Here is a 20,510-nt window from a genome sequence, read left to right on the forward strand (position 1 = left end):
AGAAAGAAAAGAAAATATGATCTCGGTAATTGTGCCTGTTTATAATGTGGAGGACTACCTTCATTATGCCATGGAGAGTTTGGAACATCAGACTTACAAGGATATGGAAGTCCTCTTGATTGATGATGGCTCGAGTGATGGATCAGGACAGTTATGTGACCAGTATGCCCAGCAGTATGATTGGGTGACTAGCTACCACAAGGTGAATGGTGGATTGTCTGATGCTCGTAACTATGGGGTCTTGAAAGCCAAGGGTAACTGGATTACCTTCCTTGATCCGGACGACTATTTGGAACCTTGCGCCTTAGAACTGCTAGCAGAGCTACAAAATCGTACCCAAGCAGATATGGTTAGTTGTAAAGTAGAGCCGACAGCTCACTATCATCGTTCTCAAAATTTTCACTTTGAAAAGCTTGATCTAGACCAAGTTAAGGTCTACAACAAGGCAAAGGCTCTAACTGAGATGCTTTACGGGGACCTTGTAACGGTCTCTGCTTGTGGTAAACTCTATCGGAAAGAGCTTCTTGAGAAAGCTCCCTTCCCCAAGGGGCGCATCTACGAAGACCTCTATGTTATCAGCGAGCATCTCAATCAAGCCCAATCCGTGGCCTTGTACCATCTTCCGATTTACCATTATTACCATAGACCTGGTAGCATTACTGCCTCGGCTTTCACACCCAAACAATATGAGTTTTACGAAGCAATTAATCATTTAAAAGAGGTTGTGAATACAGCCTATCCTGAGAGTTCTGAACTCCAAGAAGCCATCATTTCACGCTTCTTTACGGGAAGTCTTCTTATCTTTACGATGATTCAGGATGGAAATCCATCAGAGTTCAAGCGTCTTCAGGAACAGACAAGACCTTATTTGTCTCTTGTCTTGAAGAATGCTAGAGTTAGTAAGAAACGTAAGATTTTGTATGTTTTAATTACTAAGTATCCACGACTCTATTTTCACTTTAAAAGGTGGAAAAAAAGAATGCAATGAAAAATTGAAAGAAGTATTAGAGATTAGAAAAGGAAAAAGAAAATGTTAAGGATTGAACGTGATAAATTGCTTGTAACAGCAGTTTTAATAGTGTTAATTTCTATAGATATGATAAACACTTCTATGTTAGCACCGATTTTGCCTAATATTCCTAATGTGCTTCCTTTTTTGGCGATTTTGTTACTAGCTGTACGTTTTTCTTATATTCGCCACTATTCTTTAAGTTATTTAATTTTTGCGCCACTTCTTATTTTTGTAGGATTTATGGTTTATTATAAAGCTGGAAATCTTAATGCTTTAATGTATACGATGCTGATTGTCTTTCTTTATGATGCTGATATGGAAAGTGTGCTCAAAACGTATACTATAACAGCCTTGTTTTTTGTCGTATTAATTACTGTACTATCCTCAATAGGAGTCATTCCAAACTTGCAGTTCGTTCAGTCTAGATCTGCCGGAGTTGTTGTTCGCAATTCCTTTGGATTTATTTATCCAACGGACTTTGCTTCCCATTGTTTCTATCTTTATACTGCTTTTTCTTACATCTTTAGAAAAAGATTTATTATTTTACGAACTTTTTTAGGATTGGGACTATCCTATTTTATCATTCGTTATTGCGACGCTCGTCTGAACGCGGCATCTATAGCTATAATGTCTCTCATTTTCCTTTATTTTTATATCCGAAAGAATAAGCCATTACGACTTTTTGCAGTACTCCCTTTGTCAGCGGGTATAGCATCGTCAGTCATGATCTATCTGTCCAATAAGTTTACTTGGTCCCAGCCTATATATGTTGCATTAAATAACTTTTTTAGCATGAGATTGCATTTAGGCCATGAAGCATTTAAAAAATATGACATTCAATGGTTTGGTACTCGTGGAATATCATTTGTTGGTTATGGAGGACGTACAGAATCCGTATTGAGCTATGACTATGTAGACTCTTCCTATGTTCAGATGTTGTTTACCTATGGGATGATTCCAGTAATTCTATTGGTTTGTCTATATATGATGCGGTCGTGGACCCTTTATCGTGAAAAAGATCATCTATTACTTGCTGTTTTGTCTTTGATTGCGGTCAACTGTATGTTTGAAGCCTTCTGGGTTCGTCCGTCTTATAATATTTTTATGTTTATTACATTTGCAGCATTGCCAGTGGGAGAACTGTTATCAAAGAAATCTAAAACGAGGAACTCTGTGTGAGAGTATTAAAAAATTATTTATACAATCTATCTTATCAGTTGCTAGTAATTGTTTTACCAGTCATTACTACGCCTTATATCACTCGAGTTTTTTCATCTAGCGCCTTAGGTTCCTACGGATACTACAACTCAATAGTGACCTATTTTATACTTTTAGCAACACTTGGCGTGGCTAATTATGGAACCAAGGAGATCTCAGGACATCGCAAAGAGGTTCAGAAGACCTTCTGGGGAATCTATAGTTTGCAGGTTTTGGCGACTTGTTTGGCGCTTGTTCTTTATATTGCTGTGTGCCTAATCATTCCATCCATGAATAATCTGATAGCCTATATTTTGGGATTCAGTTTACTTTCTAGAGGTCTAGATATTTCCTGGCTTTTTCAAGGGATGGAAGACTTTAAAAAAATCACGGTTCGGAATACAGCTGTTAAACTCCTAGGAGTTGCTTCTATTTTTATCTTTGTAAAAAAACCTTCTGATTTATATCTGTATATTGTACTGCTGGTTGGCTATGACTTGCTGGGACAATTGAGCATGTGGCTTCCAGCTAGAGAACATATAGGCAGACCTCATCTAGACATAGTTTATGCTAAGCAGCATATTAAACCGGTTATTTTATTGTTTTTACCCCAGATTGCTATTTCACTTTATATCACTTTAGATAGGACCATGTTAGGTGCCTTGTCTTCGACAACAGATGTAGGGATTTATGATCAGGCTCTCAAGTTTTTAAATATTTTGTTGACGATTGTGACTTCCCTAGGGAGTGTCATGTTACCGAGAGTATCCAATCTTCTGTCATCAGGTAATCAAAAAGCAGTTAATAAGTTGCATGAAATGTCCTTCTTGGTCTATAATTTAGTAATATTTCCGATGGTTGCTGGTATTTTGATTGTTAACAAAGATTTTGTCAATTTTTTCTTGGGCAAAGACTTCCAAGATGCACGCTATGCAATTGCTATTATGGTCTTTAGAATGTTCTTTATTGGCTGGACTAATATCATGGGGATTCAGATTCTGATTCCTCATAATAAGAATCGTGAGTTCATGTTATCTACGACCATTCCGGCTTTCTTTAGTGTAGGATTGAATATCTTATTGATTCCATCTCTAGGTTATATCGGTGCATCTATCGTTTCGTTAGCCACTGAAGGTTTGGTCTGGTTGATTCAGCTTTATTTCACTCGATCTTATTTGAAAGAGATAAAGATTCTTCCATCTATGTTGAAAATACTGGCTGCTTCCCTAGTCATGTACGGAATTTTGTATGTCATCCAGCCTTTGATTCACTTTCCTTCCGTTGTCAATGTATTGATTAGTGCGTTATTGGGATTATTAATCTATGCTGGATTAGTGTTAGCGTTGCGTGTCTTGAATGTTCAAGAATTGAAAAGTGTATTTAAGAAATAAGGATATGTTATGTATGATTATTTAATTGTTGGTGCGGGACTTTCAGGAGCTATTTTTGCTCATGAAGCTACGAAGCGCGGCAAAACTGTTAAGGTGATTGATAAAAGAGACCATATTGGCGGGAATATCTACTGTGAAAATGTTGAGGGAATTAATGTCCATAAATATGGAGCCCATATTTTTCATACATCTAACAAGGAAGTTTGGGATTATGTGAATCAATTTGCTGAATTTAACAACTATATCAATTCACCTCTAGCCAATTATCAAGGTCAGCTTTATAATCTTCCTTTCAATATGAATACCTTTTATGGCTTGTGGGGGACTAAAACGCCACAAGAAGTCAAGGATAAGATTGCAGAGCAGACAACCCATATGCAAGATGTTGAACCCAAAAATTTGGAAGAACAAGCTATTAAGCTGATTGGAACGGATGTATATGAGAAGCTAATCAAAGGCTACACAGAAAAGCAGTGGGGGCGTTCAGCGACAGATTTACCACCTTTTATCATCAAGCGTCTACCTGTACGTCTGACTTATGACAACAATTATTTTAATGACCGTTATCAAGGGATTCCAATTGGCGGGTATAATGTAATAGTTGAAAAATTATTAGAGGGTATTGAACTGGAGCTTGGTACGGATTTCTTTGAAGATCGTGAGAGATGGGAAGCGTCAGCTCAAAAGATTGTCTTTACTGGAATGATTGATCAGTATTTTGATTACAAATTTGGTGAGTTAGAGTATCGTAGTTTGTGTTTTGAACATGAAGTTTTAGACGAAGCGAACTATCAAGGAAACGCTGTCATCAACTATACTGAACGTACTATTCCTTATACACGTATCATTGAGCACAAGCATTTTGAGTTTGGGACTCAGGAGAAGACGGTCATCACTCGGGAATATCCAGCGGATTGGAAAAGGGGAGACGAGCCTTATTACCCAATAAATGATCAGAAAAATAACGAAGTCTATGCGCAATATTTGGCAGAATCTAAGAAGAACGATAGAGTTATCTTTTGTGGGCGCTTGGCAGATTATAAATACTACGATATGCACGTAACCATAGAGCGTGCACTGGATGTTGTTAAAGAGGAATTGGGAAATTTTTAGGAATAATGGGAGATAAAGAGGACAAATGGTCAAGTATTATCTAAAAGATTCATTTCTGCATAATGAGCATAAAAAAAATGCGGGAAATAAGGCGCGAGACGATGCGGAAGCAATCCTAATATCAGCAGGGTATAGGGGGCTAGCTCTTCGAGTAGAAAATTGGTACGAAATGAATTTTTTAAAGGCTCAGGAGCACAAATATCGTGCGATGAAAGCTGCTTTCGATCAGTTAGGTGATGGGGATGAATTACTAATTCAGTTTCCCATTATCCATCATACGTTTTTCATTTCTTCATTGATAAAGCGAGCACAAAAAAGGGGTGTAAAACTATATCTATTAATCCATGATGTGGAGACTTTGAGAAATTCGGCAGCATCTACAGTTAAGTTCCGTCATAAGTTAAGGAATTATTTTCAAGAAAAAAAGACCTTTCGACTTGTAAATGGTATAATAGTTCATAATGATACTATGAAGAAAGTTTTGTTCGAGCAAGGTGTACCGATGGAACAAATGATTAGCTTAGAAATTTTTGATTATTTGACTCCAGATTTTGATAAGAAGACAATGCCTCAAAAAGATTTTCCTATTATGGTTGCTGGTAATTTGACGCCTAGTAAAGCGGGATATTTATACGCTTTGCCGGATAAACCTTCGTTTAATCTTTATGGAGTTGGATTTGATGAAAGTCGTTCTTCGAAGAATACGAGTTACTTTGGATCTTTTATGCCAGATGAGCTCCTTTCAGCACTAGTTGGAAGTTTTGGGTTAGTTTGGGATGGCGATAGCGCAGAAACTTGCCAAGGCACATATGGGAATTACCTACGTTTTAATAATTCCCACAAAGCTTCTTTGTATTTGGCAGCAGGATTTCCTGTAGTGGTATGGAAAGAGTCGGCTCTAGCTCATTTTATGTTAAAACAGAAATGTGGTATTGCAGTTTCTTCTCTCTATGATCTAGAAACAGAACTAAGCAACTTAACAGAGGAAGAATACAACGAATTGGTAAGAAATGCTCGAAGGATTGGCAGCCAACTTCAGGAAGGGAAATATCTGCTAACTGCACTAGCAAAATTAAAATGAATTTTAGGGTTTACGAGGAGGGATGACTCATGAAAAGAATTTTAGTTACAGGAGGAGCGGGCTATATAGGAAGCCACACGGTGGTTGAGTTAATAGCAGCAGGCTATGAAGCCATTATTGTCGATAACTTTTCAAATAGCTCTGTAGAAGTATTGGATAGGTTGAAAACTATCACAGGAGTAGAGGTTCCGTTTTACAAGGGTTCTATTTCGGATAAAGATTTTATGAATCGGGTTTTTGAAGAGAATCAAATTGATGCAGTAATCCATTTTGCAGCATACAAAGCTGTAGGGGAATCAGTGCAAGAACCACTAAAATATTATAAGAATAATGTATGTGGGACCATCTCTTTGCTTGATGTTATGAAGTTGCACAAAGTGGAACATATTATCTTTAGTTCAAGTGCTACTGTCTATGGTATGAATAATATTTCACCATTGACAGAAGATTTATCTACTTCAGCGACCAATCCATATGGTTATACCAAGCTGATGATGGAGCAGATTTTGACGGATGTTGCTCTTGCAAATTCAGATTGGTCTGTAACCAATCTTCGTTACTTCAATCCAATTGGTGCTCACGAGTCTGGTATGATTGGTGAGGCCCCAAATGGAATTCCTAATAATCTCATGCCTTATATTACTCAGGTTGCGGTCGGTAAATTACAAGAGCTTAGCGTTTTCGGAAATGATTATGATACGCACGACGGTACAGGAGTGCGGGATTATATCCATGTAGTCGACTTAGCCAAGGGTCATGTTTTGGCTTTGAAACATAATTTAGAAAACAAAGGAGTTGCTGTCTTCAATCTTGGTACAGGGATTGGTTATAGTGTACTGGATATGGTTAAAGCCTTTGAAAATGTCAATGGAGTGAAAGTTCCTTATGCTATCAAGGAGAGACGGCCTGGAGATGTGGCGACTTGCTATGCCGATGCAAGTAAAGCGAATGACATTTTGGGCTGGAAAGCTGAGAAAACTCTCCAAGATATGATGCGAGATTCTTGGAGATGGCAAAGCTCAAATCCTAATGGCTATGAAAGCTAACATAGAATATCAGTCAGGTGAATAAAACTCTTTTGTAATAGTGCAGAAGAGTTTTTCTATATAAGAGCTGTCTTCTCCTACAGATGCAAAACTTTTTAAAGAATGTCATCAATTGATATGTTTTTTAATGGGCGTGTAATCTGGTCTTGATGAGCTGTAATAATAAACATGCTATAATGTCTGCATGAAGACTGAAAACACAACTTTGCACGCTTTTAAAGCCCTAGCTTGCTTTAGTATTGTTTCCTTACACTTTCTGCTGCCGGGGCAATTTGGCGTTTTTTATCAAATTGTGGCCCGCTTTGCAGTTCCCTTTTTCATGATGCTGTCGGGCTATTTTTCCTTTAATATTTCCAGGGATAAGGTCAAGTATCGTCTCAAGCAGATGCTTCTTTTGACAGCTGCCAGTCTCCTATTTTACACGATTGTGCATTTTGTCAACCTAGTGCTGACCAGAGAGCTAACAGAAAAGATGGCATCTATTGATCTATCTGATTTTGCGGACTTTTTCCTCTTTAACAGTCCCAGAGACTTGATTGGCTCGGCTGCTACACCGACTTGGTATTTGCTGGCTATTTCCTATATCTACACGCTTTATTTGATTTTTTATAAGCATTTTCACCGCTTAACTAGCTTTGGTGTGTCCTTATTCTTGTTGGTCCTGGCCTTTTGTATCGAGTTCAATACAGACAGCGAATTTTACTATCGTAACTTCCTGTTTATGGGCCTTCCGTTCTTTATTCTAGGCATGCAGTTTGCCAAGCATCGGGATCGGATTTTAGCCTACGACTTGTCTTCTGTCAGGAAATGGGCGATTGGCTTGGGAATAGCAGGCTTGATTCTGCTTGAGTACTGTTTCATGGGTACGGAGTACGACCTCTATCCTAGCACCCTTTTGTCTTCCAGTGCAATTTTCCTCTATGCGGTCAGAAATGGGACCAATATTGATATTCCGATTTTGAATAATATCGCCAAGAGATATGCCACCATGATTTATATCATTCATCCCTTCATTATCTTCATTTTCAGGTCGATAATGCCTCGGAATACTATTTATAGTTTTGGCTTTTTTATCATTTTCTTATTGTCTTACTTGCTGAGCATAGCTTTTCAGAAAGTTATCAGGCCCAGACTTATCAGTGCACTTCCGGCTCAGTGATGTAAGTTATCATAGCTTATCCTCTTCACTCCAAACTAAAAGCAACAGATCATACTGTTGCTTTTCTTGGTCTATCTTGGGTTTAGACTGCTCAATACTTTTTCAAAACTGTCAGAGCGGGCTTCGATGGTTATTTTTTCTAGCGTAAAAGGGTGGGTGAAGGTCAGCCGATGGGCATGGAGCATAAGCCGCCCTTTGGGCTGCGGATGATAAAGGGGGTCACCGATAAGTGGGTGTCCGTGGTGAGCTAGATGAACACGGATCTGATGGGTGCGTCCAGTCTTGAGTTGGCATTTGACCAAGGCAGCCTGCCCAAATTGCTTGAGTCGAGTCACATGGGTCTCTGCATAGAGTCCTTTTCGGGGGTCAACCAGCCGTTTCCTGCGGTCATGGCGGTCGCGGCCAATCTTGTCTTTATAGATAAGCTTTTTGCTTGGGAACTTGCCTTGGACCAGAGCCCAATATTCGCGGCTGATTTCTCGCTTTTCCAGCAGCCGATTGAGGATGGGCAGGACAAAGGGATTCTTGGCAAAGAGGACAGCACCGCTGGTTTCTTTATCTAGCCGGTGAACGACATAGCAGGTCTCGCCAACATAGGTAGAAACATGATTAAGAAGGGCTAGCTCTGTTGGTTCATTAGCGTGGGTTTTCATACCCTCGGGTTTATTGACGATAATGAGGTGCTGGTCCTGATAGAGCTCCTCTACGAGTTCGCCATTTCCAAACAAGATTGTCTTTTGAGGATAATCCTCTTCATCAAATATCAGGCAGACATCATCTCCGGGGTTGACTACAGTCTGCCAGTTGATAGCTAGACCGTTGACGGACACGTGCTTTTTGGTCCGCAGAAAGTGCCGAATTTTTCGTGGAATGAGAAATTGTTCTTCCAGCAGCTCTTTGACTGTCATAGCAGGCAGTCCATCTGGGATAGTCAGTGTAAATTTCATACATTTATTGTAGCAGAAAGCCTGCTGTTTGGAAACAGCTAGTGTCGGGTAAGACTTGCTGCAGAGGCTTTTAAACGGCTATTTAATATACCCTTTTTCTTAAAAATAACTAAAAATCAGACAGGAAATAGGGTACTTTCTTGTCTGCACCTAAATAAGGTGATAAAATAAGGTTTATGAAGAATTTAAAAGATTTGTTTGAAAAATTAGTAGATTATTTTACTATACAGAAACCTCAAAAAGAAGCAGCAGAGGAGGTAGAACTGACAGAAGAGCAGGCTAAGTCTGGTCTCAGCCGTTCGGGTAAGACAAAAAAGAAACCTCTCTCTCAGCACCCTATCCGCCGTTTTTGGCGCCGGTTTCATCTGACCAAGATATTCCTGATTCTCGGCTTGACCTTTGGTCTGGTGGTCGGCGGCTATCTCTTTTATGTGGCTAAGACGACCAATGTCAAGGATTTGCAGAATGCCCTTAAAGCTACCACGCTCATCTTTGACAAGGATGGTAATGAAGCAGGAAGTCTGTCTGGTCAGAAAGGGACTTATGTCGAGCTTACTGAGATTAGTCAAGACCTGCAGAATGCTGTCATCGCGACAGAGGACCGGACTTTCTATGAGAATGGCGGGATTAACTACAGTCGTTTTATCCTAGCTATCCTGACAGCCGGTCGCTCGGGTGGGGGTTCTACCATCACCCAGCAGTTGGCCAAAAATGCCTATCTGTCTCAGGACCAGACCATCGAGCGGAAGGCCAAGGAATTTTTCCTGGCTCTGGAAATCAATAAGAAATACAGCAAGCAGGAAATCCTGACCATGTACCTCAATAATTCCTATTTTGGGAATGGGGTCTGGGGTGTGGAGGATGCCTCTAAGAAATATTTCGGAGTTTCGGCTAGTCAGCTCAGTCTGGACCAGTCGGCTGTTCTGGCTGGTATGCTCAAGGGACCAGAGATTTACAATCCGCTGTATTCAGTTGAAAATGCGACCAATCGCCGTAATACGGTGCTGCAAAATATGGTTGCTGCAGGCTTTATTGATCAGGGGACGGCCAATCAGGCTGCCGCTGTAGGAATCGGTAGCCAGCTGGTTGATGCGTATGCCGGTAAGTCAGAAGACTATCGCTATCCATCCTATTTCGATGCGGTTATCAATGAAGCGGTGAATGACTACGGCTTGACAGAAGAAGAGATTGTTAATAATGGCTATCGCATTTATACTGAATTGGATCAGAACTACCAAGCCAGCATGCAGGTTATTTACAGCAATGTCTCTCTCTTTCCTGTAGCAGAAGATGGTACTATGGCTGAGTCGGGCAGTGTTGCCTTGGATCCAAAAACCGGCGGTGTGCGGGCACTAGTAGGGCGAGTCAATAGTGCAGAAGGTTCGACCTTCAGAAGCTTTAACTATGCAACCCAGTCTTCCCGCAGCCCCGGCTCTACTATCAAGCCTTTGGTTGCTTACAGTCCAGCCGTTGCTGCTGGTTGGCCGACAGATAAGGAGCTGGATAATACCAGAACCACCTTTGGCGACTATACCATCAACAATTACGGCAATATCCAAAGCTCCCCTAAAGTTCCAATGTATCAAGCCTTGGCAGAATCTCTGAACATTCCGGCTGTTTCAACTGTAGACGAGTTAGGCATTAACAAAGCCTTTGAGTACGGGAAAAAGTTTGGTCTGAATATGGACAAGGTTGATAAGACCTTGGGCGTGGCTCTAGGAAGCGGAGTTACAACCAATCCAATGCAGATGGCGCAGGCATATTCAGTCTTTGCCAATGGCGGTGTGATGAATGATGCCCATCTCATTACAAAAATTGAAAATGCCAGCGGTCAAGTTGTCAAGACCCATCGCCAAACTTCTACCCGGGTTCTCAATAGCTCAACGACTGACAAGATGAACAGCATGATGCTGGGGACTTTCTCGAACGGTACAGGTATTTATGCAGCTCCATATGGCTATACTATGGCTGGTAAGACCGGTACGACTGAAACGGACTTTAACCCAGATCTATCTGGTGACCAATGGGTTATTGGTTATACGCCGGATGTGGTTATCAGCCAGTGGCTAGGCTTTCCAAAAACTGATGAGACCCACTATCTGACTGGGACCAGTGCGAATGAAGCATCGGCGGTTTTCCGAAATGTTGCCAATAGCATCCTGCCATATACAGAAGGAACTTCCTTTGAAGGAGAAAAGAATGCCTATGCTGCCAACGGTATTGCCCCTGTGGACACCTATGGTACAGAGGAAACGGGTACTACAACTGAAAACAAAGACTTCCTGCAGGATGTTCAGGACCGAGCTCAAAATCTGGTGGATGAAGCCAAGAAAGCCATTGATGACACTGGTATTCCTGAGAAAGCGAAAAACCTCTGGGATACTGTTACCAGTTGGTTTCAATAGGATTTAAAAGAGCTGAACGGCTTGTCAAAAGCATAGAATCCTGCTATAATAAGAAAGATGGAGGCGTTATGGCATTAAAAAAGGCGAGTCTAGCGTGTACAGTCTGTGGTTCTAGGAACTACTCGGTTAAGCTCAGTAGCACTCCAAAACCAACGCGTTTAGAAGTTAATAAATTTTGTAAACATTGCAGTAAATACACCCTGCATAAAGAAACTAGATAGGAGATTGTTGTGAAATTCTTTAAAGATGTTTTTAAATTATTGAAAGATACAACTTGGCCTACCCGAAAAGAAAGATGGACAGATTTTATCTCTGTCATGGAATATACTGCATTCTTTGTAGTAATCATCTATATCTTTGACAAAGTGGTGGCAAGCGGTCTTTTCCAGATTCTGAAAATTTTCTCTTAATGATTTAAGTAGAAATAAAAAACTACAATAGTCATATCATTCAAAGTCCTATCTATTGAGAGTAGATTGGGCTTTTTTCTTTAATTGAACGAGAAATAAAAAAGTTATAAAAAATTACACAAATCCCTTGCAATGACTGGTTCTTTGTGTTAAGATACTATGGTGCTGTAAAAATACAGTGTTTAGCTTTGATGCAAGAGGTTGCGACACGCTCGGTTGCATTGCCACGCAATCACCTGTCGGTTTTCTTGTGGAGCTAGCCTATTATCTTAAATAGACGAAAAGGAGAAAAAGATGGCAAACAAAAAAATCCGCATCCGTTTGAAAGCTTACGAACATCGTACACTTGATACAGCGGCTGCAAAAATCGTAGAAACTGCTACTCGTACTGGTGCTGAAGTTGCGGGTCCAATCCCACTTCCAACTGAGCGCAGCCTCTACACAATCATTCGTGCGACTCACAAATACAAAGACTCTCGCGAACAATTTGAAATGCGTACTCACAAACGCTTGATCGATATCATCAACCCAACTCAAAAAACAGTTGACGCTTTGATGAAATTGGATCTTCCAAGTGGTGTGAACGTAGAGATTAAACTATAATCTAAAGTTTGATCTAAACCAGAGCATGAAAAACGCTCGTTAAAAACTTTTTGAAAAAATTTATAGAAAAGGAAACATTTTCTCATGACAAAAGGAATCTTAGGGAAAAAAGTGGGAATGACTCAAATCTTCACTGAAGCTGGCGAATTAATCCCTGTAACTGTTGTTGAAGCAGCTCCAAACGTTGTTCTTCAGGTTAAAACAGTTGAAACAGATGGTTACAACGCAGTTCAAGTTGGTTTTGATGACCTTCGTGACGTATTGAGCAACAAACCTGCCAAAGGCCATGTAGCGAAAGCTAACACAGCTCCTAAGCGCTTCATTCGTGAATTCAAAAACATTGAAGGCTTGGAAGTAGGAGCAGAAATCACTGTCGATACATTCGAAGCTGGTGATGTTGTTGATGTAACAGGAACTTCAAAAGGTAAAGGTTTCCAAGGTGTTATCAAGCGCCACGGCCAATCTCGTGGCCCAATGGCTCACGGTTCACGTTACCACCGTCGTCCTGGTTCAATGGGACCAGTTGCGCCAAACCGCGTGTTCAAAAACAAACGCTTGGCTGGACGTATGGGTGGCAACCGTGTAACGATTCAAAACCTTGAAATCGTACAGGTTGTTCCAGAGAAGAACGTTATCCTGATTAAAGGTAACGTACCAGGTGCTAAGAAATCTCTTATCACTATCAAGTCAGCAGTTAAAGCTGGTAAGTAATAAAGAAAGGGGAAATCAGTCACAATGGCAAACGTAAAATTATTTGACCAAACTGGTAAAGAAGCTGGTGAAGTAGTTCTGAACGATGCGGTCTTTGGTATTGAGCCAAATGAATCAGTTGTCTTTGATGTTATCATCAGCCAACGCGCTAGCCTTCGTCAAGGAACTCACGCTGTTAAAAACCGTTCTGCAGTATCAGGCGGCGGACGCAAACCATGGCGTCAAAAAGGAACTGGACGTGCTCGTCAAGGTTCTATCCGCTCTCCACAATGGCGTGGTGGTGGTATCGTATTCGGTCCAACTCCTCGTTCATATGCTTACAAACTTCCACGTAAAGTTCGTAGATTGGCATTGAAATCAGTTTACTCTGAAAAAGTTGCTGAAAACAAATTCGTAGCTGTAGACAGCCTTTCATTTACAGCTCCAAAAACTGCTGAGTTTGCAAAAGTGCTTGCTGCACTGAGCATCGATACAAAAGTTCTTGTTATCCTTGAAGAAGGAAACGAATTCGCTGCACTTTCAGCTCGCAACCTTCCAAACGTGAAAGTTGCAACTGCAACAACTGCAAGCGTTCTGGACATCGTAAACAGCGATAAACTTCTGGTTACTCAGGCAGCTATCTCTAAAATTGAGGAGGTTCTTGCATAATGAATTTGTACGACGTAATCAAAAAACCTGTTATCACTGAAGGTTCAATGGCTCAGTACGAAGCAGGCAAATACGTATTTGAAGTGGACACTCGCGCTCACAAGCTCTTGATCAAGCAAGCTGTTGAAGCTGCTTTTGAAGGAGTTAAGGTTGCTAACGTTAACACTATCAATGTAAAACCAAAAGCAAAACGCGTTGGACGCTATACTGGTTTTACAAACAAAACTAAAAAAGCTATCGTAACACTGACAGCTGATTCTAAAGCAATCGAGTTGTTCGGTGCAGAAGAAGAATAATCTAAGGAGGAAATATCGTGGGAATTCGTGTTTATAAACCAACAACAAACGGTCGCCGTAATATGACTTCTTTGGATTTCGCTGAAATCACTACCAGCACTCCAGAAAAATCTTTGCTTGTTTCTTTGAAGAGCAAGGCTGGTCGTAATAACAACGGTCGCATCACTGTTCGTCACCAAGGTGGCGGCCACAAGCGTCACTACCGTTTGATTGACTTCAAGCGTAACAAAGACGCTGTTGAAGCAGTTGTAAAAACAATCGAGTATGATCCAAATCGTTCAGCAAACATCGCTTTGGTTCACTACACTGACGGTGTGAAGGCTTATATCATCGCTCCTAAAGGCCTTGAAGTTGGTCAACGCATCGTTTCAGGTCCTGAAGCAGATATCAAAGTCGGAAATGCTCTTCCGCTTGCTAACATCCCAGTTGGTACTTTGGTTCACAACATTGAGTTGAAGCCAGGACGCGGTGGAGAATTGGTTCGTGCTGCTGGAGCTTCTGCTCAAGTATTGGGTCAAGAAGGTAAGTACACTCTTGTTCGTCTTCAATCAGGCGAAGTTCGTATGATTCTTGGTACTTGCCGCGCTACAGTTGGTGTTGTCGGAAACGAACAACATGGACTTGTAAACCTTGGTAAAGCAGGACGTAGCCGTTGGAAAGGCATCCGCCCAACAGTTCGCGGTTCTGTAATGAACCCTAACGATCACCCACACGGTGGTGGTGAAGGTAAAGCACCAGTTGGTCGTAAAGCGCCATCAACTCCATGGGGCAAACCTGCTCTTGGACTTAAAACTCGTAACAAAAAAGCGAAATCTGACAAACTTATCGTTCGTCGTCGCAACGAGAAATAATTTAAAACAATCTATCCGCCAGCTCGGTAGCGCTGCTTAGTCAGCGCAGGCCGCTGTGGTACTTATTTAAAGGAGAAAATATAAAATGGGACGCAGTCTTAAAAAAGGACCTTTCGTCGATGAGCATCTGATGAAGAAAGTTGAAGCTCAAGCTAACGACGAAAAGAAAAAAGTCATCAAAACTTGGTCACGTCGTTCAACGATCTTCCCAAGTTTCATTGGTTACACAATCGCAGTTTATGACGGACGTAAACACGTACCTGTTTACATCCAGGAAGACATGGTAGGTCACAAGCTTGGTGAATTTGCGCCAACTCGTACTTACAAGGGTCACGCTGCAGACGACAAGAAAACACGTAGAAAATAAGGAGAACATAAATGGCAGAAATTACTTCAGCTAAAGCAATGGCTCGTACAGTGCGTGTTTCACCTCGTAAATCTCGTCTGGTTCTTGACAATATTCGTGGTAAAAACGTCGCTGACGCAATCGCAATCTTGAAATTCACTCCAAACAAAGCTGCTGGCATTATCGAAAAAGTTTTGAACTCTGCAATCGCTAATGCTGAAAACAACTTTGGTTTGGAAAAAGCAAACTTGGTAGTATCTGAAGCTTTCGCAAACGAAGGACCAACTATGAAACGTTTCCGTCCGCGCGCTAAAGGCTCAGCTTCACCAATCAACAAACGCACAAGCCACATCACTGTGGTCGTTGCAGAAAAATAAGGAGGTAACATCGTGGGTCAAAAAGTACATCCAATTGGTATGCGTGTCGGCATCATCCGTGATTGGGATGCCAAATGGTATGCTGAAAAAGAATACGCGGATTACCTTCATGAAGATCTTGCAATCCGTAAATTCGTTCAAAAAGAATTGGCTGACGCAGCGATTTCAACTATTGAAATTGAACGCGCAGTAAACAAAGTAAACGTTTCTCTTCACACTGCTAAGCCAGGTATGGTTATCGGTAAAGGTGGAGCAAACGTGGATGCACTCCGTGCAAAACTCAACAAATTGACTGGAAAACAAGTCCACATCAACATCATCGAAATCAAGCGTCCTGACTTGGATGCGCATCTGGTTGGTGAAGGAATTGCTCGCCAGCTTGAGCAGCGTGTTGCTTTCCGTCGTGCTCAAAAACAAGCTATCCAACGTACAATGCGTGCAGGAGCTAAGGGAATCAAAACTCAAGTATCAGGTCGTTTGAACGGTGCAGATATTGCCCGCAGCGAAGGTTACTCTGAGGGAACTGTTCCGCTTCACACTCTTCGTGCGGATATCGATTACGCTTGGGAAGAAGCTGATACTACTTACGGTAAACTGGGTGTTAAAGTCTGGATCTACCGTGGAGAAGTCCTTCCAGCTCGTAAAAACACTAAAGGAGGTAAATAACCAATGTTAGTACCTAAACGTGTTAAACACCGTCGCGAATTCCGTGGAAAAATGCGCGGCGAAGCAAAAGGCGGAAAAGAAGTAGCATTTGGAGAATACGGTCTTCAAGCAACTACAAGTCACTGGATTACTAACCGCCAAATCGAAGCTGCCCGTATCGCTATGACTCGTTACATGAAGCGTGGTGGTAAAGTTTGGATTAAAATCTTCCCACACAAATCATACACTGCAAAAGCTATCGGTGTACGGATGGGATCTGGTAAAGGTGCTCCAGAAGGTTGGGTTGCGCCAGTTAAGCGTGGCAAAGTAATGTTTGAAGTTGCTGGCGTTTCAGAAGAAATCGCTCGCGAAGCGCTTCGCCTTGCAAGCCACAAACTTCCAGTTAAATGTAAATTCGTAAAACGTGAAGCAGAATAAGGAGAAGGCATGAAACTTAATGAAGTAAAAGAATTTGTTAAAGAACTTCGTGGTCTTTCTCAAGAAGAACTCGCGAAGCGTGAAAATGAATTGAAGAAAGAATTGTTTGATCTTCGTTTCCAAGCAGCTGCTGGCCAATTGGAGCAGACAGCTCGTTTGAAAGAAGTGAAAAAACAAATCGCTCGTATTAAAACTGTTCAATCAGAAGTTAAATAATAGACTAGGGAAGGAGAATTTCAATGGAACGCAATAATCGTAAAGTTCTTGTCGGACGCGTTGTTTCTGACAAAATGGACAAAACAATCACAGTTGTAGTTGAAACTAAACGTAACCACCCAGTCTATGGTAAACGTATTAACTACTCTAAGAAGTACAAAGCACATGACGAAAACAATGTTGCCAAAGAAGGCGATATCGTTCGTATCATGGAAACTCGTCCGCTTTCAGCTACAAAACGCTTCCGTCTTGTAGAAGTCGTTGAAGAAGCGGTTATCATCTAATCAAACCAGAAAGGAGAAAACTTAAATGATTCAAACAGAAACTCGTTTGAAAGTTGCCGACAACAGCGGCGCTCGCGAAATCTTGACAATCAAAGTTCTTGGTGGCTCAGGACGTAAGTTCGCTAACATCGGTGATGTAATCGTTGCGTCTGTAAAACAAGCTACTCCTGGTGGTGCGGTTAAGAAAGGTGACGTTGTAAAAGCTGTTATCGTTCGTACTAAATCAGGTGCTCGTCGTAAAGATGGTTCATACATCAAATTTGACGAAAACGCTGCAGTCATCATCCGTGAAGACAAAACTCCTCGCGGAACTCGTATCTTCGGCCCAGTTGCTCGTGAATTGCGTGACGGCGGCTTCATGAAGATCGTATCATTGGCTCCAGAAGTACTTTAATCGAAATTAACAAACACAGTCCCCTGACAAAAGTCAGGGTGCCCCTATGGGCGTAAGAATTAAGAGGAGAAATAAATGTTTGTAAAAAAAGGCGACAAAGTTCGCGTAATTGCTGGTAAAGACAAGGGTGTTGAAGCACTTGTTGTTACAGCTCTTCCAAAAGTAAACAAAGTTGTTGTTGAAGGTGTAAACATCGTTAAGAAACACCAAAAGCCAAATAACGAAAACCCTCAAGGTGCTATCGTGGAAAAAGAAGCACCAATCCATGTGTCAAACGTTCAAGTTCTTGACAAAAATGGTGTTGCAGGACGTGTTGGTTACAAGTTTGTAGACGGCAAAAAAGTTCGTTACAATAAAAAATCAGGCGAAGTGCTTGACTAATCACGAAGGAAAGGAGAAGTATAATGGCTAATCGTTTAAAAGAAAAATATCTTAAAGAAGTAGTTCCAGCATTGACTGAAAAGTTCAACTACTCATCTGTTATGGCTGTGCCAAAAGTGGATAAAATCGTTTTGAACATGGGTGTCGGTGACGCTGTATCAAACGCTAAAAATCTTGAAAAAGCTGCTGAAGAATTGGCTCTTATCTCAGGTCAAAAACCACTTATCACTAAAGCTAAAAAATCAATCGCCGGCTTCCGTCTTCGTGAAGGTGTAGCGATCGGTGCTAAAGTAACCCTTCGTGGCGAACGTATGTATGAATTCTTGGATAAATTGGTTTCAGTTTCTCTTCCACGTGTTCGTGACTTCCATGGTGTTCCAACAAAATCTTTTGATGGGCGCGGAAACTACACACTTGGTGTGAAAGAACAATTGATCTTCCCAGAAATCAACTTTGATGACGTTGATAAGACTCGCGGTCTTGACATCGTTATCGTAACAACTGCTAACACTGACGAAGAGTCACGCGAATTGCTTACAGGCCTTGGAATGCCTTTTGCAAAATAATATAGGAGGTAAAACAAATGGCTAAAAAATCAATGATTGCTAAGAACAAACGCCCAGCTAAGTTCTCTACGCAAGCTTATACTCGTTGTGAAAAATGTGGCCGTCCACATTCCGTTTACCGCAAGTTTAAACTTTGCCGTGTTTGCTTCCGTGAATTAGCATACAAAGGACAAATCCCTGGCGTTACCAAAGCATCTTGGTAATATCATGATACAAAGAGCGCAACAACCACAGCAAAAATAGGAAATTTGGTGAAGGAGCGATGCTCCAAAACAAATTTATCTTTTTTGCCCAGGTTGTAGCTCGTGTTCAAATAAGAGCAATCTTATTCGAATGTGTCAACACAATCTGAGCATAGCTCAATCATTAACTAGCAAGTGCAGCTTGCAAACTACTAGTAAGAGGAGAAATATAAAATGGTTATGACTGACCCAATTGCAGACTTTCTGACACGTATCCGTAATGCTAACCAAGCAAACCACGAAGTGCTTGAAGTTCCTGCATCAAACATCAAAAAAGGGATTGCTGAAATCCTGAAGCGTGAAGGTTTTGTAAAAAACGTTGAAATTATCGAAGATGACAAACAAGGCATCATTCGTGTATTCCTTAAATACGGACAAAATGGTGAAAAAGTTATCACTGGTTTGAAACGTGTTTCAAAACCAGGTCTGCGTGTTTACAAGAAACGCGACGATCTTCCAAAAGTTCTGAACGGACTTGGAATTGCTATCCTTTCAACATCTGAAGGCTTGTTGACTGACAAAGAAGCACGCCAAAAGAATGTTGGTGGAGAAGTTATCGCTTACGTTTGGTAATATTTAGCTCCCAATTTCCTTGTGACTCCTCGTTATCGTCTCTTGCCTAACCCAAAGTTATGCCTGCGAGACGATGCTTAGATTCACTTTGAAATTGAAACCTAAATGTTCCTTTAAATCGAGAAATCGATTTAAGCCCCGTGAAAACTGGTCGCTTGCGGCCTGACAATCTAACAGGAGAATATAAACATGTCACGTATTGGTAATAAAGTTATCGTGTTGCCTGCTGGTGTTGAAATCAGCAACAAAGACAACGTTGTAACTGTAAAAGGACCTAAAGGAGAACTGACTCGTGAGTTCTCAAAAGATATTGAAATCCGTGTGGAAGGAACTGAAGTAACTCTTCACCGTCCAAACGATTCAAAAGAAATGAAAACAATCCACGGAACAACTCGTGCCCTTTTGAACAACATGGTTGTTGGTGTATCAGAAGGATTCAAGAAAGAACTTGAAATGCGTGGGGTTGGTTACCGTGCTCAACTTCAAGGCAAAAAGCTTGTGCTTTCAGTTGGTAAATCTCATCCAGACGAAGTAGAAGCACCAGAAGGCATCACTTTTGAACTTCCAAACCCAACAACTATCGTTGTCAGCGGAATTTCAAAAGAAGTAGTTGGACAAACTGCGGCTTACGTACGTAGCCTGCGTGCTCCAGAGCCATACAAAGGTAAAGGTATCCGCTACGTTGGTGAATTTGTTCGCCGTAAAGAAGGTAAAACTGGTAAATAATCTTGTCTGGCTGATTTTCTCAACCAAACAAGCTGTTTTCCAAGGTTGTGCATAAGCACAAGATTAAAATTAAGAGGTGAAAATTGTGATTACGAAACCAGATAAAAATAAAATCCGCCAAAAACGCCACCGTCGCGTTCGCGGAAAACTCTCTGGAACTGCTGATCGCCCACGTTTGAACGTATTCCGTTCTAATACAGGCATCTACGCTCAAGTGATTGATGACGTAGCGGGTGTAACGCTCGCAAGCGCTTCAACTCTTGACAAAGAAGTTTCAAAAGGAACTAAAACAGAACAAGCCGTTGTTGTTGGTAAGCTCGTTGCTGAACGTGCAGTTGCTAAAGGTATTTCTGAAGTCGTCTTCGACCGCGGTGGATATCTCTATCACGGACGTGTAAAAGCTTTGGCTGATGCAGCTCGTGAAAACGGATTGAAATTCTAAGAGGAGGACA

General features: G+C 41.2%; 29 protein-coding genes. 28 read left to right on the forward strand and 1 reads right to left on the reverse strand.

Annotated elements, in window-relative coordinates:
- Positions 1 to 16 precede the first annotated feature (16 nt).
- From HMPREF9380_RS09705 to HMPREF9380_RS09675, 7 genes are all read left to right on the forward strand, one after another.
- Positions 17 to 988, forward strand: coding sequence for a glycosyltransferase family 2 protein (locus HMPREF9380_RS09705; protein ID WP_002931898.1), 972 nt, complete (start codon positions 17 to 19; stop codon positions 986 to 988).
- A gap of 42 nt (positions 989 to 1,030) precedes the next feature.
- Positions 1,031 to 2,191 (forward strand): hypothetical protein, encoded by a 1,161-nt coding sequence (locus HMPREF9380_RS09700; protein WP_002931901.1) that lies wholly within the window; start codon positions 1,031 to 1,033, stop codon positions 2,189 to 2,191.
- Positions 2,188 to 3,600: a flippase gene (locus HMPREF9380_RS09695; protein ID WP_002931902.1), complete on the forward strand. Its 1,413-nt coding sequence runs from the start codon at positions 2,188 to 2,190 to the stop codon at positions 3,598 to 3,600. The genes HMPREF9380_RS09700 and HMPREF9380_RS09695 overlap by 4 nt, the downstream gene beginning before the upstream one ends.
- A 9-nt stretch (positions 3,601 to 3,609) precedes the next feature.
- Positions 3,610 to 4,713, forward strand: a complete 1,104-nt coding sequence (glf, locus tag HMPREF9380_RS09690; RefSeq protein ID WP_002931905.1) for a UDP-galactopyranose mutase — start codon at positions 3,610 to 3,612, stop codon at positions 4,711 to 4,713.
- 25 nt (positions 4,714 to 4,738) lie between these two features.
- Complete coding sequence (locus tag HMPREF9380_RS09685) at positions 4,739 to 5,794, forward strand: sugar transferase (protein WP_002931906.1); 1,056 nt, start codon at positions 4,739 to 4,741, stop codon at positions 5,792 to 5,794.
- Positions 5,795 to 5,823: 29 nt separating this feature from the next.
- Positions 5,824 to 6,840 (forward strand): UDP-glucose 4-epimerase GalE, encoded by a 1,017-nt coding sequence (galE, locus tag HMPREF9380_RS09680; RefSeq protein WP_002931909.1) that lies wholly within the window; start codon positions 5,824 to 5,826, stop codon positions 6,838 to 6,840.
- Between the two features lie 184 nt (positions 6,841 to 7,024).
- Positions 7,025 to 7,999 carry an acyltransferase family protein gene (locus HMPREF9380_RS09675; RefSeq protein ID WP_002931911.1) on the forward strand — a complete coding sequence of 325 codons (975 nt, stop codon included), beginning with the start codon at positions 7,025 to 7,027 and terminating at the stop codon, positions 7,997 to 7,999.
- A gap of 71 nt (positions 8,000 to 8,070) precedes the next feature.
- Here the strand turns inward: HMPREF9380_RS09675 and HMPREF9380_RS09670 are convergent, their stop codons facing one another.
- A complete protein-coding gene (locus HMPREF9380_RS09670; RefSeq protein ID WP_002931913.1) occupies positions 8,071 to 8,946 on the reverse strand; it encodes an RluA family pseudouridine synthase in 876 nt (291 codons plus the stop codon).
- Between the two features lie 176 nt (positions 8,947 to 9,122).
- Between HMPREF9380_RS09670 and pbp2a the strand changes: the two genes are divergently transcribed.
- The 21 genes from pbp2a (at position 9,123) to rplR (ending at position 20,500) form a co-directional block, all read left to right on the forward strand.
- A complete protein-coding gene (pbp2a, locus tag HMPREF9380_RS09665; protein ID WP_002931914.1) occupies positions 9,123 to 11,351 on the forward strand; it encodes a penicillin-binding protein PBP2A in 2,229 nt (742 codons plus the stop codon).
- A 68-nt stretch (positions 11,352 to 11,419) separates the two neighbouring features.
- Complete coding sequence (rpmG, locus tag HMPREF9380_RS11290) at positions 11,420 to 11,572, forward strand: 50S ribosomal protein L33 (RefSeq protein WP_002894024.1); 153 nt, start codon at positions 11,420 to 11,422, stop codon at positions 11,570 to 11,572.
- Between the two features lie 9 nt (positions 11,573 to 11,581).
- Positions 11,582 to 11,761: a preprotein translocase subunit SecE gene (gene secE / locus HMPREF9380_RS09660; RefSeq protein WP_002931917.1), complete on the forward strand. Its 180-nt coding sequence runs from the start codon at positions 11,582 to 11,584 to the stop codon at positions 11,759 to 11,761.
- A gap of 294 nt (positions 11,762 to 12,055) precedes the next feature.
- The gene (gene rpsJ / locus HMPREF9380_RS09655; RefSeq protein WP_002894478.1) at positions 12,056 to 12,364 is read left to right on the forward strand and encodes a 30S ribosomal protein S10; all 309 of its coding nucleotides are present in this window, start codon (positions 12,056 to 12,058) and stop codon (positions 12,362 to 12,364) included.
- An 84-nt stretch (positions 12,365 to 12,448) separates the two neighbouring features.
- Positions 12,449 to 13,075: a 50S ribosomal protein L3 gene (rplC, locus tag HMPREF9380_RS09650; protein ID WP_002894479.1), complete on the forward strand. Its 627-nt coding sequence runs from the start codon at positions 12,449 to 12,451 to the stop codon at positions 13,073 to 13,075.
- Positions 13,076 to 13,099: 24 nt separating this feature from the next.
- Positions 13,100 to 13,723: a 50S ribosomal protein L4 gene (gene rplD, locus HMPREF9380_RS09645; protein WP_002894480.1), complete on the forward strand. Its 624-nt coding sequence runs from the start codon at positions 13,100 to 13,102 to the stop codon at positions 13,721 to 13,723.
- Positions 13,723 to 14,019: a 50S ribosomal protein L23 gene (locus tag HMPREF9380_RS09640; RefSeq protein ID WP_002894481.1), complete on the forward strand. Its 297-nt coding sequence runs from the start codon at positions 13,723 to 13,725 to the stop codon at positions 14,017 to 14,019. The genes rplD and HMPREF9380_RS09640 overlap by 1 nt, the downstream gene beginning before the upstream one ends.
- Positions 14,020 to 14,036: 17 nt before the next feature.
- Positions 14,037 to 14,870, forward strand: a complete 834-nt coding sequence (gene rplB, locus HMPREF9380_RS09635; RefSeq protein ID WP_002894482.1) for a 50S ribosomal protein L2 — start codon at positions 14,037 to 14,039, stop codon at positions 14,868 to 14,870.
- 85 nt (positions 14,871 to 14,955) lie between these two features.
- A complete protein-coding gene (gene rpsS, locus HMPREF9380_RS09630; protein ID WP_000533766.1) occupies positions 14,956 to 15,237 on the forward strand; it encodes a 30S ribosomal protein S19 in 282 nt (93 codons plus the stop codon).
- 11 nt (positions 15,238 to 15,248) lie between these two features.
- Positions 15,249 to 15,593, forward strand: a complete 345-nt coding sequence (rplV, locus tag HMPREF9380_RS09625; RefSeq protein WP_002894484.1) for a 50S ribosomal protein L22 — start codon at positions 15,249 to 15,251, stop codon at positions 15,591 to 15,593.
- 12 nt (positions 15,594 to 15,605) lie between these two features.
- Entirely contained in the window at positions 15,606 to 16,259 is a 654-nt protein-coding gene (gene rpsC / locus HMPREF9380_RS09620) for a 30S ribosomal protein S3 (protein WP_002894486.1), read from the forward strand.
- Between the two features lie 3 nt (positions 16,260 to 16,262).
- Positions 16,263 to 16,676, forward strand: coding sequence for a 50S ribosomal protein L16 (gene rplP / locus HMPREF9380_RS09615; protein ID WP_000960948.1), 414 nt, complete (start codon positions 16,263 to 16,265; stop codon positions 16,674 to 16,676).
- Positions 16,677 to 16,685: 9 nt separating this feature from the next.
- Positions 16,686 to 16,892, forward strand: coding sequence for a 50S ribosomal protein L29 (gene rpmC, locus HMPREF9380_RS09610; RefSeq protein ID WP_002894488.1), 207 nt, complete (start codon positions 16,686 to 16,688; stop codon positions 16,890 to 16,892).
- Positions 16,893 to 16,915: 23 nt separating this feature from the next.
- Positions 16,916 to 17,176, forward strand: a complete 261-nt coding sequence (gene rpsQ, locus HMPREF9380_RS09605; RefSeq protein ID WP_000440801.1) for a 30S ribosomal protein S17 — start codon at positions 16,916 to 16,918, stop codon at positions 17,174 to 17,176.
- A gap of 25 nt (positions 17,177 to 17,201) precedes the next feature.
- Positions 17,202 to 17,570, forward strand: coding sequence for a 50S ribosomal protein L14 (gene rplN / locus HMPREF9380_RS09600; RefSeq protein ID WP_002894494.1), 369 nt, complete (start codon positions 17,202 to 17,204; stop codon positions 17,568 to 17,570).
- Between the two features lie 75 nt (positions 17,571 to 17,645).
- Complete coding sequence (rplX, locus tag HMPREF9380_RS09595) at positions 17,646 to 17,951, forward strand: 50S ribosomal protein L24 (protein ID WP_002894497.1); 306 nt, start codon at positions 17,646 to 17,648, stop codon at positions 17,949 to 17,951.
- Between the two features lie 23 nt (positions 17,952 to 17,974).
- A complete protein-coding gene (gene rplE, locus HMPREF9380_RS09590) occupies positions 17,975 to 18,517 on the forward strand; it encodes a 50S ribosomal protein L5 (protein WP_002894499.1) in 543 nt (180 codons plus the stop codon).
- Positions 18,518 to 18,534: 17 nt separating this feature from the next.
- Positions 18,535 to 18,720 carry a type Z 30S ribosomal protein S14 gene (locus HMPREF9380_RS09585; RefSeq protein ID WP_001085697.1) on the forward strand — a complete coding sequence of 62 codons (186 nt, stop codon included), beginning with the start codon at positions 18,535 to 18,537 and terminating at the stop codon, positions 18,718 to 18,720.
- Positions 18,721 to 18,933: 213 nt separating this feature from the next.
- A complete protein-coding gene (gene rpsH, locus HMPREF9380_RS09580) occupies positions 18,934 to 19,332 on the forward strand; it encodes a 30S ribosomal protein S8 (RefSeq protein ID WP_002898725.1) in 399 nt (132 codons plus the stop codon).
- 189 nt (positions 19,333 to 19,521) lie between these two features.
- Positions 19,522 to 20,058, forward strand: coding sequence for a 50S ribosomal protein L6 (gene rplF, locus HMPREF9380_RS09575; protein WP_002894503.1), 537 nt, complete (start codon positions 19,522 to 19,524; stop codon positions 20,056 to 20,058).
- An 85-nt stretch (positions 20,059 to 20,143) separates the two neighbouring features.
- Positions 20,144 to 20,500 carry a 50S ribosomal protein L18 gene (rplR, locus tag HMPREF9380_RS09570; RefSeq protein WP_009659213.1) on the forward strand — a complete coding sequence of 119 codons (357 nt, stop codon included), beginning with the start codon at positions 20,144 to 20,146 and terminating at the stop codon, positions 20,498 to 20,500.
- Positions 20,501 to 20,510: the final 10 nt, after the last annotated feature.

Origin of the sequence: Streptococcus sanguinis SK49, from assembly GCF_000212815.1 — a bacterium.
Lineage (GTDB): Bacteria > Bacillota > Bacilli > Lactobacillales > Streptococcaceae > Streptococcus > Streptococcus sanguinis_C.

Bases quoted from the DNA above. Each gene is read 5' to 3' on its own strand.
- rplE (WP_002894499.1), top strand. From the start codon at position 17,975: ATGGCTAATCGTTTAAAAGAAAAATATCTTAAAGAAGTAGTTCCAGCA.
- pbp2a (WP_002931914.1), top strand. From the start codon at position 9,123: ATGAAGAATTTAAAAGATTTGTTTGAAAAATTAGTAGATTATTTTACT.
- glf (WP_002931905.1), top strand. From the start codon at position 3,610: ATGTATGATTATTTAATTGTTGGTGCGGGACTTTCAGGAGCTATTTTT.
- rplV (WP_002894484.1), top strand. From the start codon at position 15,249: ATGGCAGAAATTACTTCAGCTAAAGCAATGGCTCGTACAGTGCGTGTT.
- rpmG (WP_002894024.1), top strand. From the start codon at position 11,420: ATGGCATTAAAAAAGGCGAGTCTAGCGTGTACAGTCTGTGGTTCTAGG.
- rplC (WP_002894479.1), top strand. From the start codon at position 12,449: ATGACAAAAGGAATCTTAGGGAAAAAAGTGGGAATGACTCAAATCTTC.
- rplP (WP_000960948.1), top strand. From the start codon at position 16,263: ATGTTAGTACCTAAACGTGTTAAACACCGTCGCGAATTCCGTGGAAAA.
- rpsJ (WP_002894478.1), top strand. From the start codon at position 12,056: ATGGCAAACAAAAAAATCCGCATCCGTTTGAAAGCTTACGAACATCGT.
- rpsS (WP_000533766.1), top strand. From the start codon at position 14,956: ATGGGACGCAGTCTTAAAAAAGGACCTTTCGTCGATGAGCATCTGATG.
- HMPREF9380_RS09700 (WP_002931901.1), top strand. From the start codon at position 1,031: ATGTTAAGGATTGAACGTGATAAATTGCTTGTAACAGCAGTTTTAATA.
- rplF (WP_002894503.1), top strand. From the start codon at position 19,522: ATGTCACGTATTGGTAATAAAGTTATCGTGTTGCCTGCTGGTGTTGAA.
- rplN (WP_002894494.1), top strand. From the start codon at position 17,202: ATGATTCAAACAGAAACTCGTTTGAAAGTTGCCGACAACAGCGGCGCT.
- rpsQ (WP_000440801.1), top strand. From the start codon at position 16,916: ATGGAACGCAATAATCGTAAAGTTCTTGTCGGACGCGTTGTTTCTGAC.
- rpmC (WP_002894488.1), top strand. From the start codon at position 16,686: ATGAAACTTAATGAAGTAAAAGAATTTGTTAAAGAACTTCGTGGTCTT.
- rplD (WP_002894480.1), top strand. From the start codon at position 13,100: ATGGCAAACGTAAAATTATTTGACCAAACTGGTAAAGAAGCTGGTGAA.
- HMPREF9380_RS09670 (WP_002931913.1), bottom strand. From the start codon at position 8,946: ATGAAATTTACACTGACTATCCCAGATGGACTGCCTGCTATGACAGTC.
- HMPREF9380_RS09705 (WP_002931898.1), top strand. From the start codon at position 17: ATGATCTCGGTAATTGTGCCTGTTTATAATGTGGAGGACTACCTTCAT.
- HMPREF9380_RS09585 (WP_001085697.1), top strand. From the start codon at position 18,535: ATGGCTAAAAAATCAATGATTGCTAAGAACAAACGCCCAGCTAAGTTC.
- rplX (WP_002894497.1), top strand. From the start codon at position 17,646: ATGTTTGTAAAAAAAGGCGACAAAGTTCGCGTAATTGCTGGTAAAGAC.
- HMPREF9380_RS09640 (WP_002894481.1), top strand. From the start codon at position 13,723: ATGAATTTGTACGACGTAATCAAAAAACCTGTTATCACTGAAGGTTCA.
- galE (WP_002931909.1), top strand. From the start codon at position 5,824: ATGAAAAGAATTTTAGTTACAGGAGGAGCGGGCTATATAGGAAGCCAC.
- HMPREF9380_RS09685 (WP_002931906.1), top strand. From the start codon at position 4,739: ATGGTCAAGTATTATCTAAAAGATTCATTTCTGCATAATGAGCATAAA.
- HMPREF9380_RS09675 (WP_002931911.1), top strand. From the start codon at position 7,025: ATGAAGACTGAAAACACAACTTTGCACGCTTTTAAAGCCCTAGCTTGC.
- rpsH (WP_002898725.1), top strand. From the start codon at position 18,934: ATGGTTATGACTGACCCAATTGCAGACTTTCTGACACGTATCCGTAAT.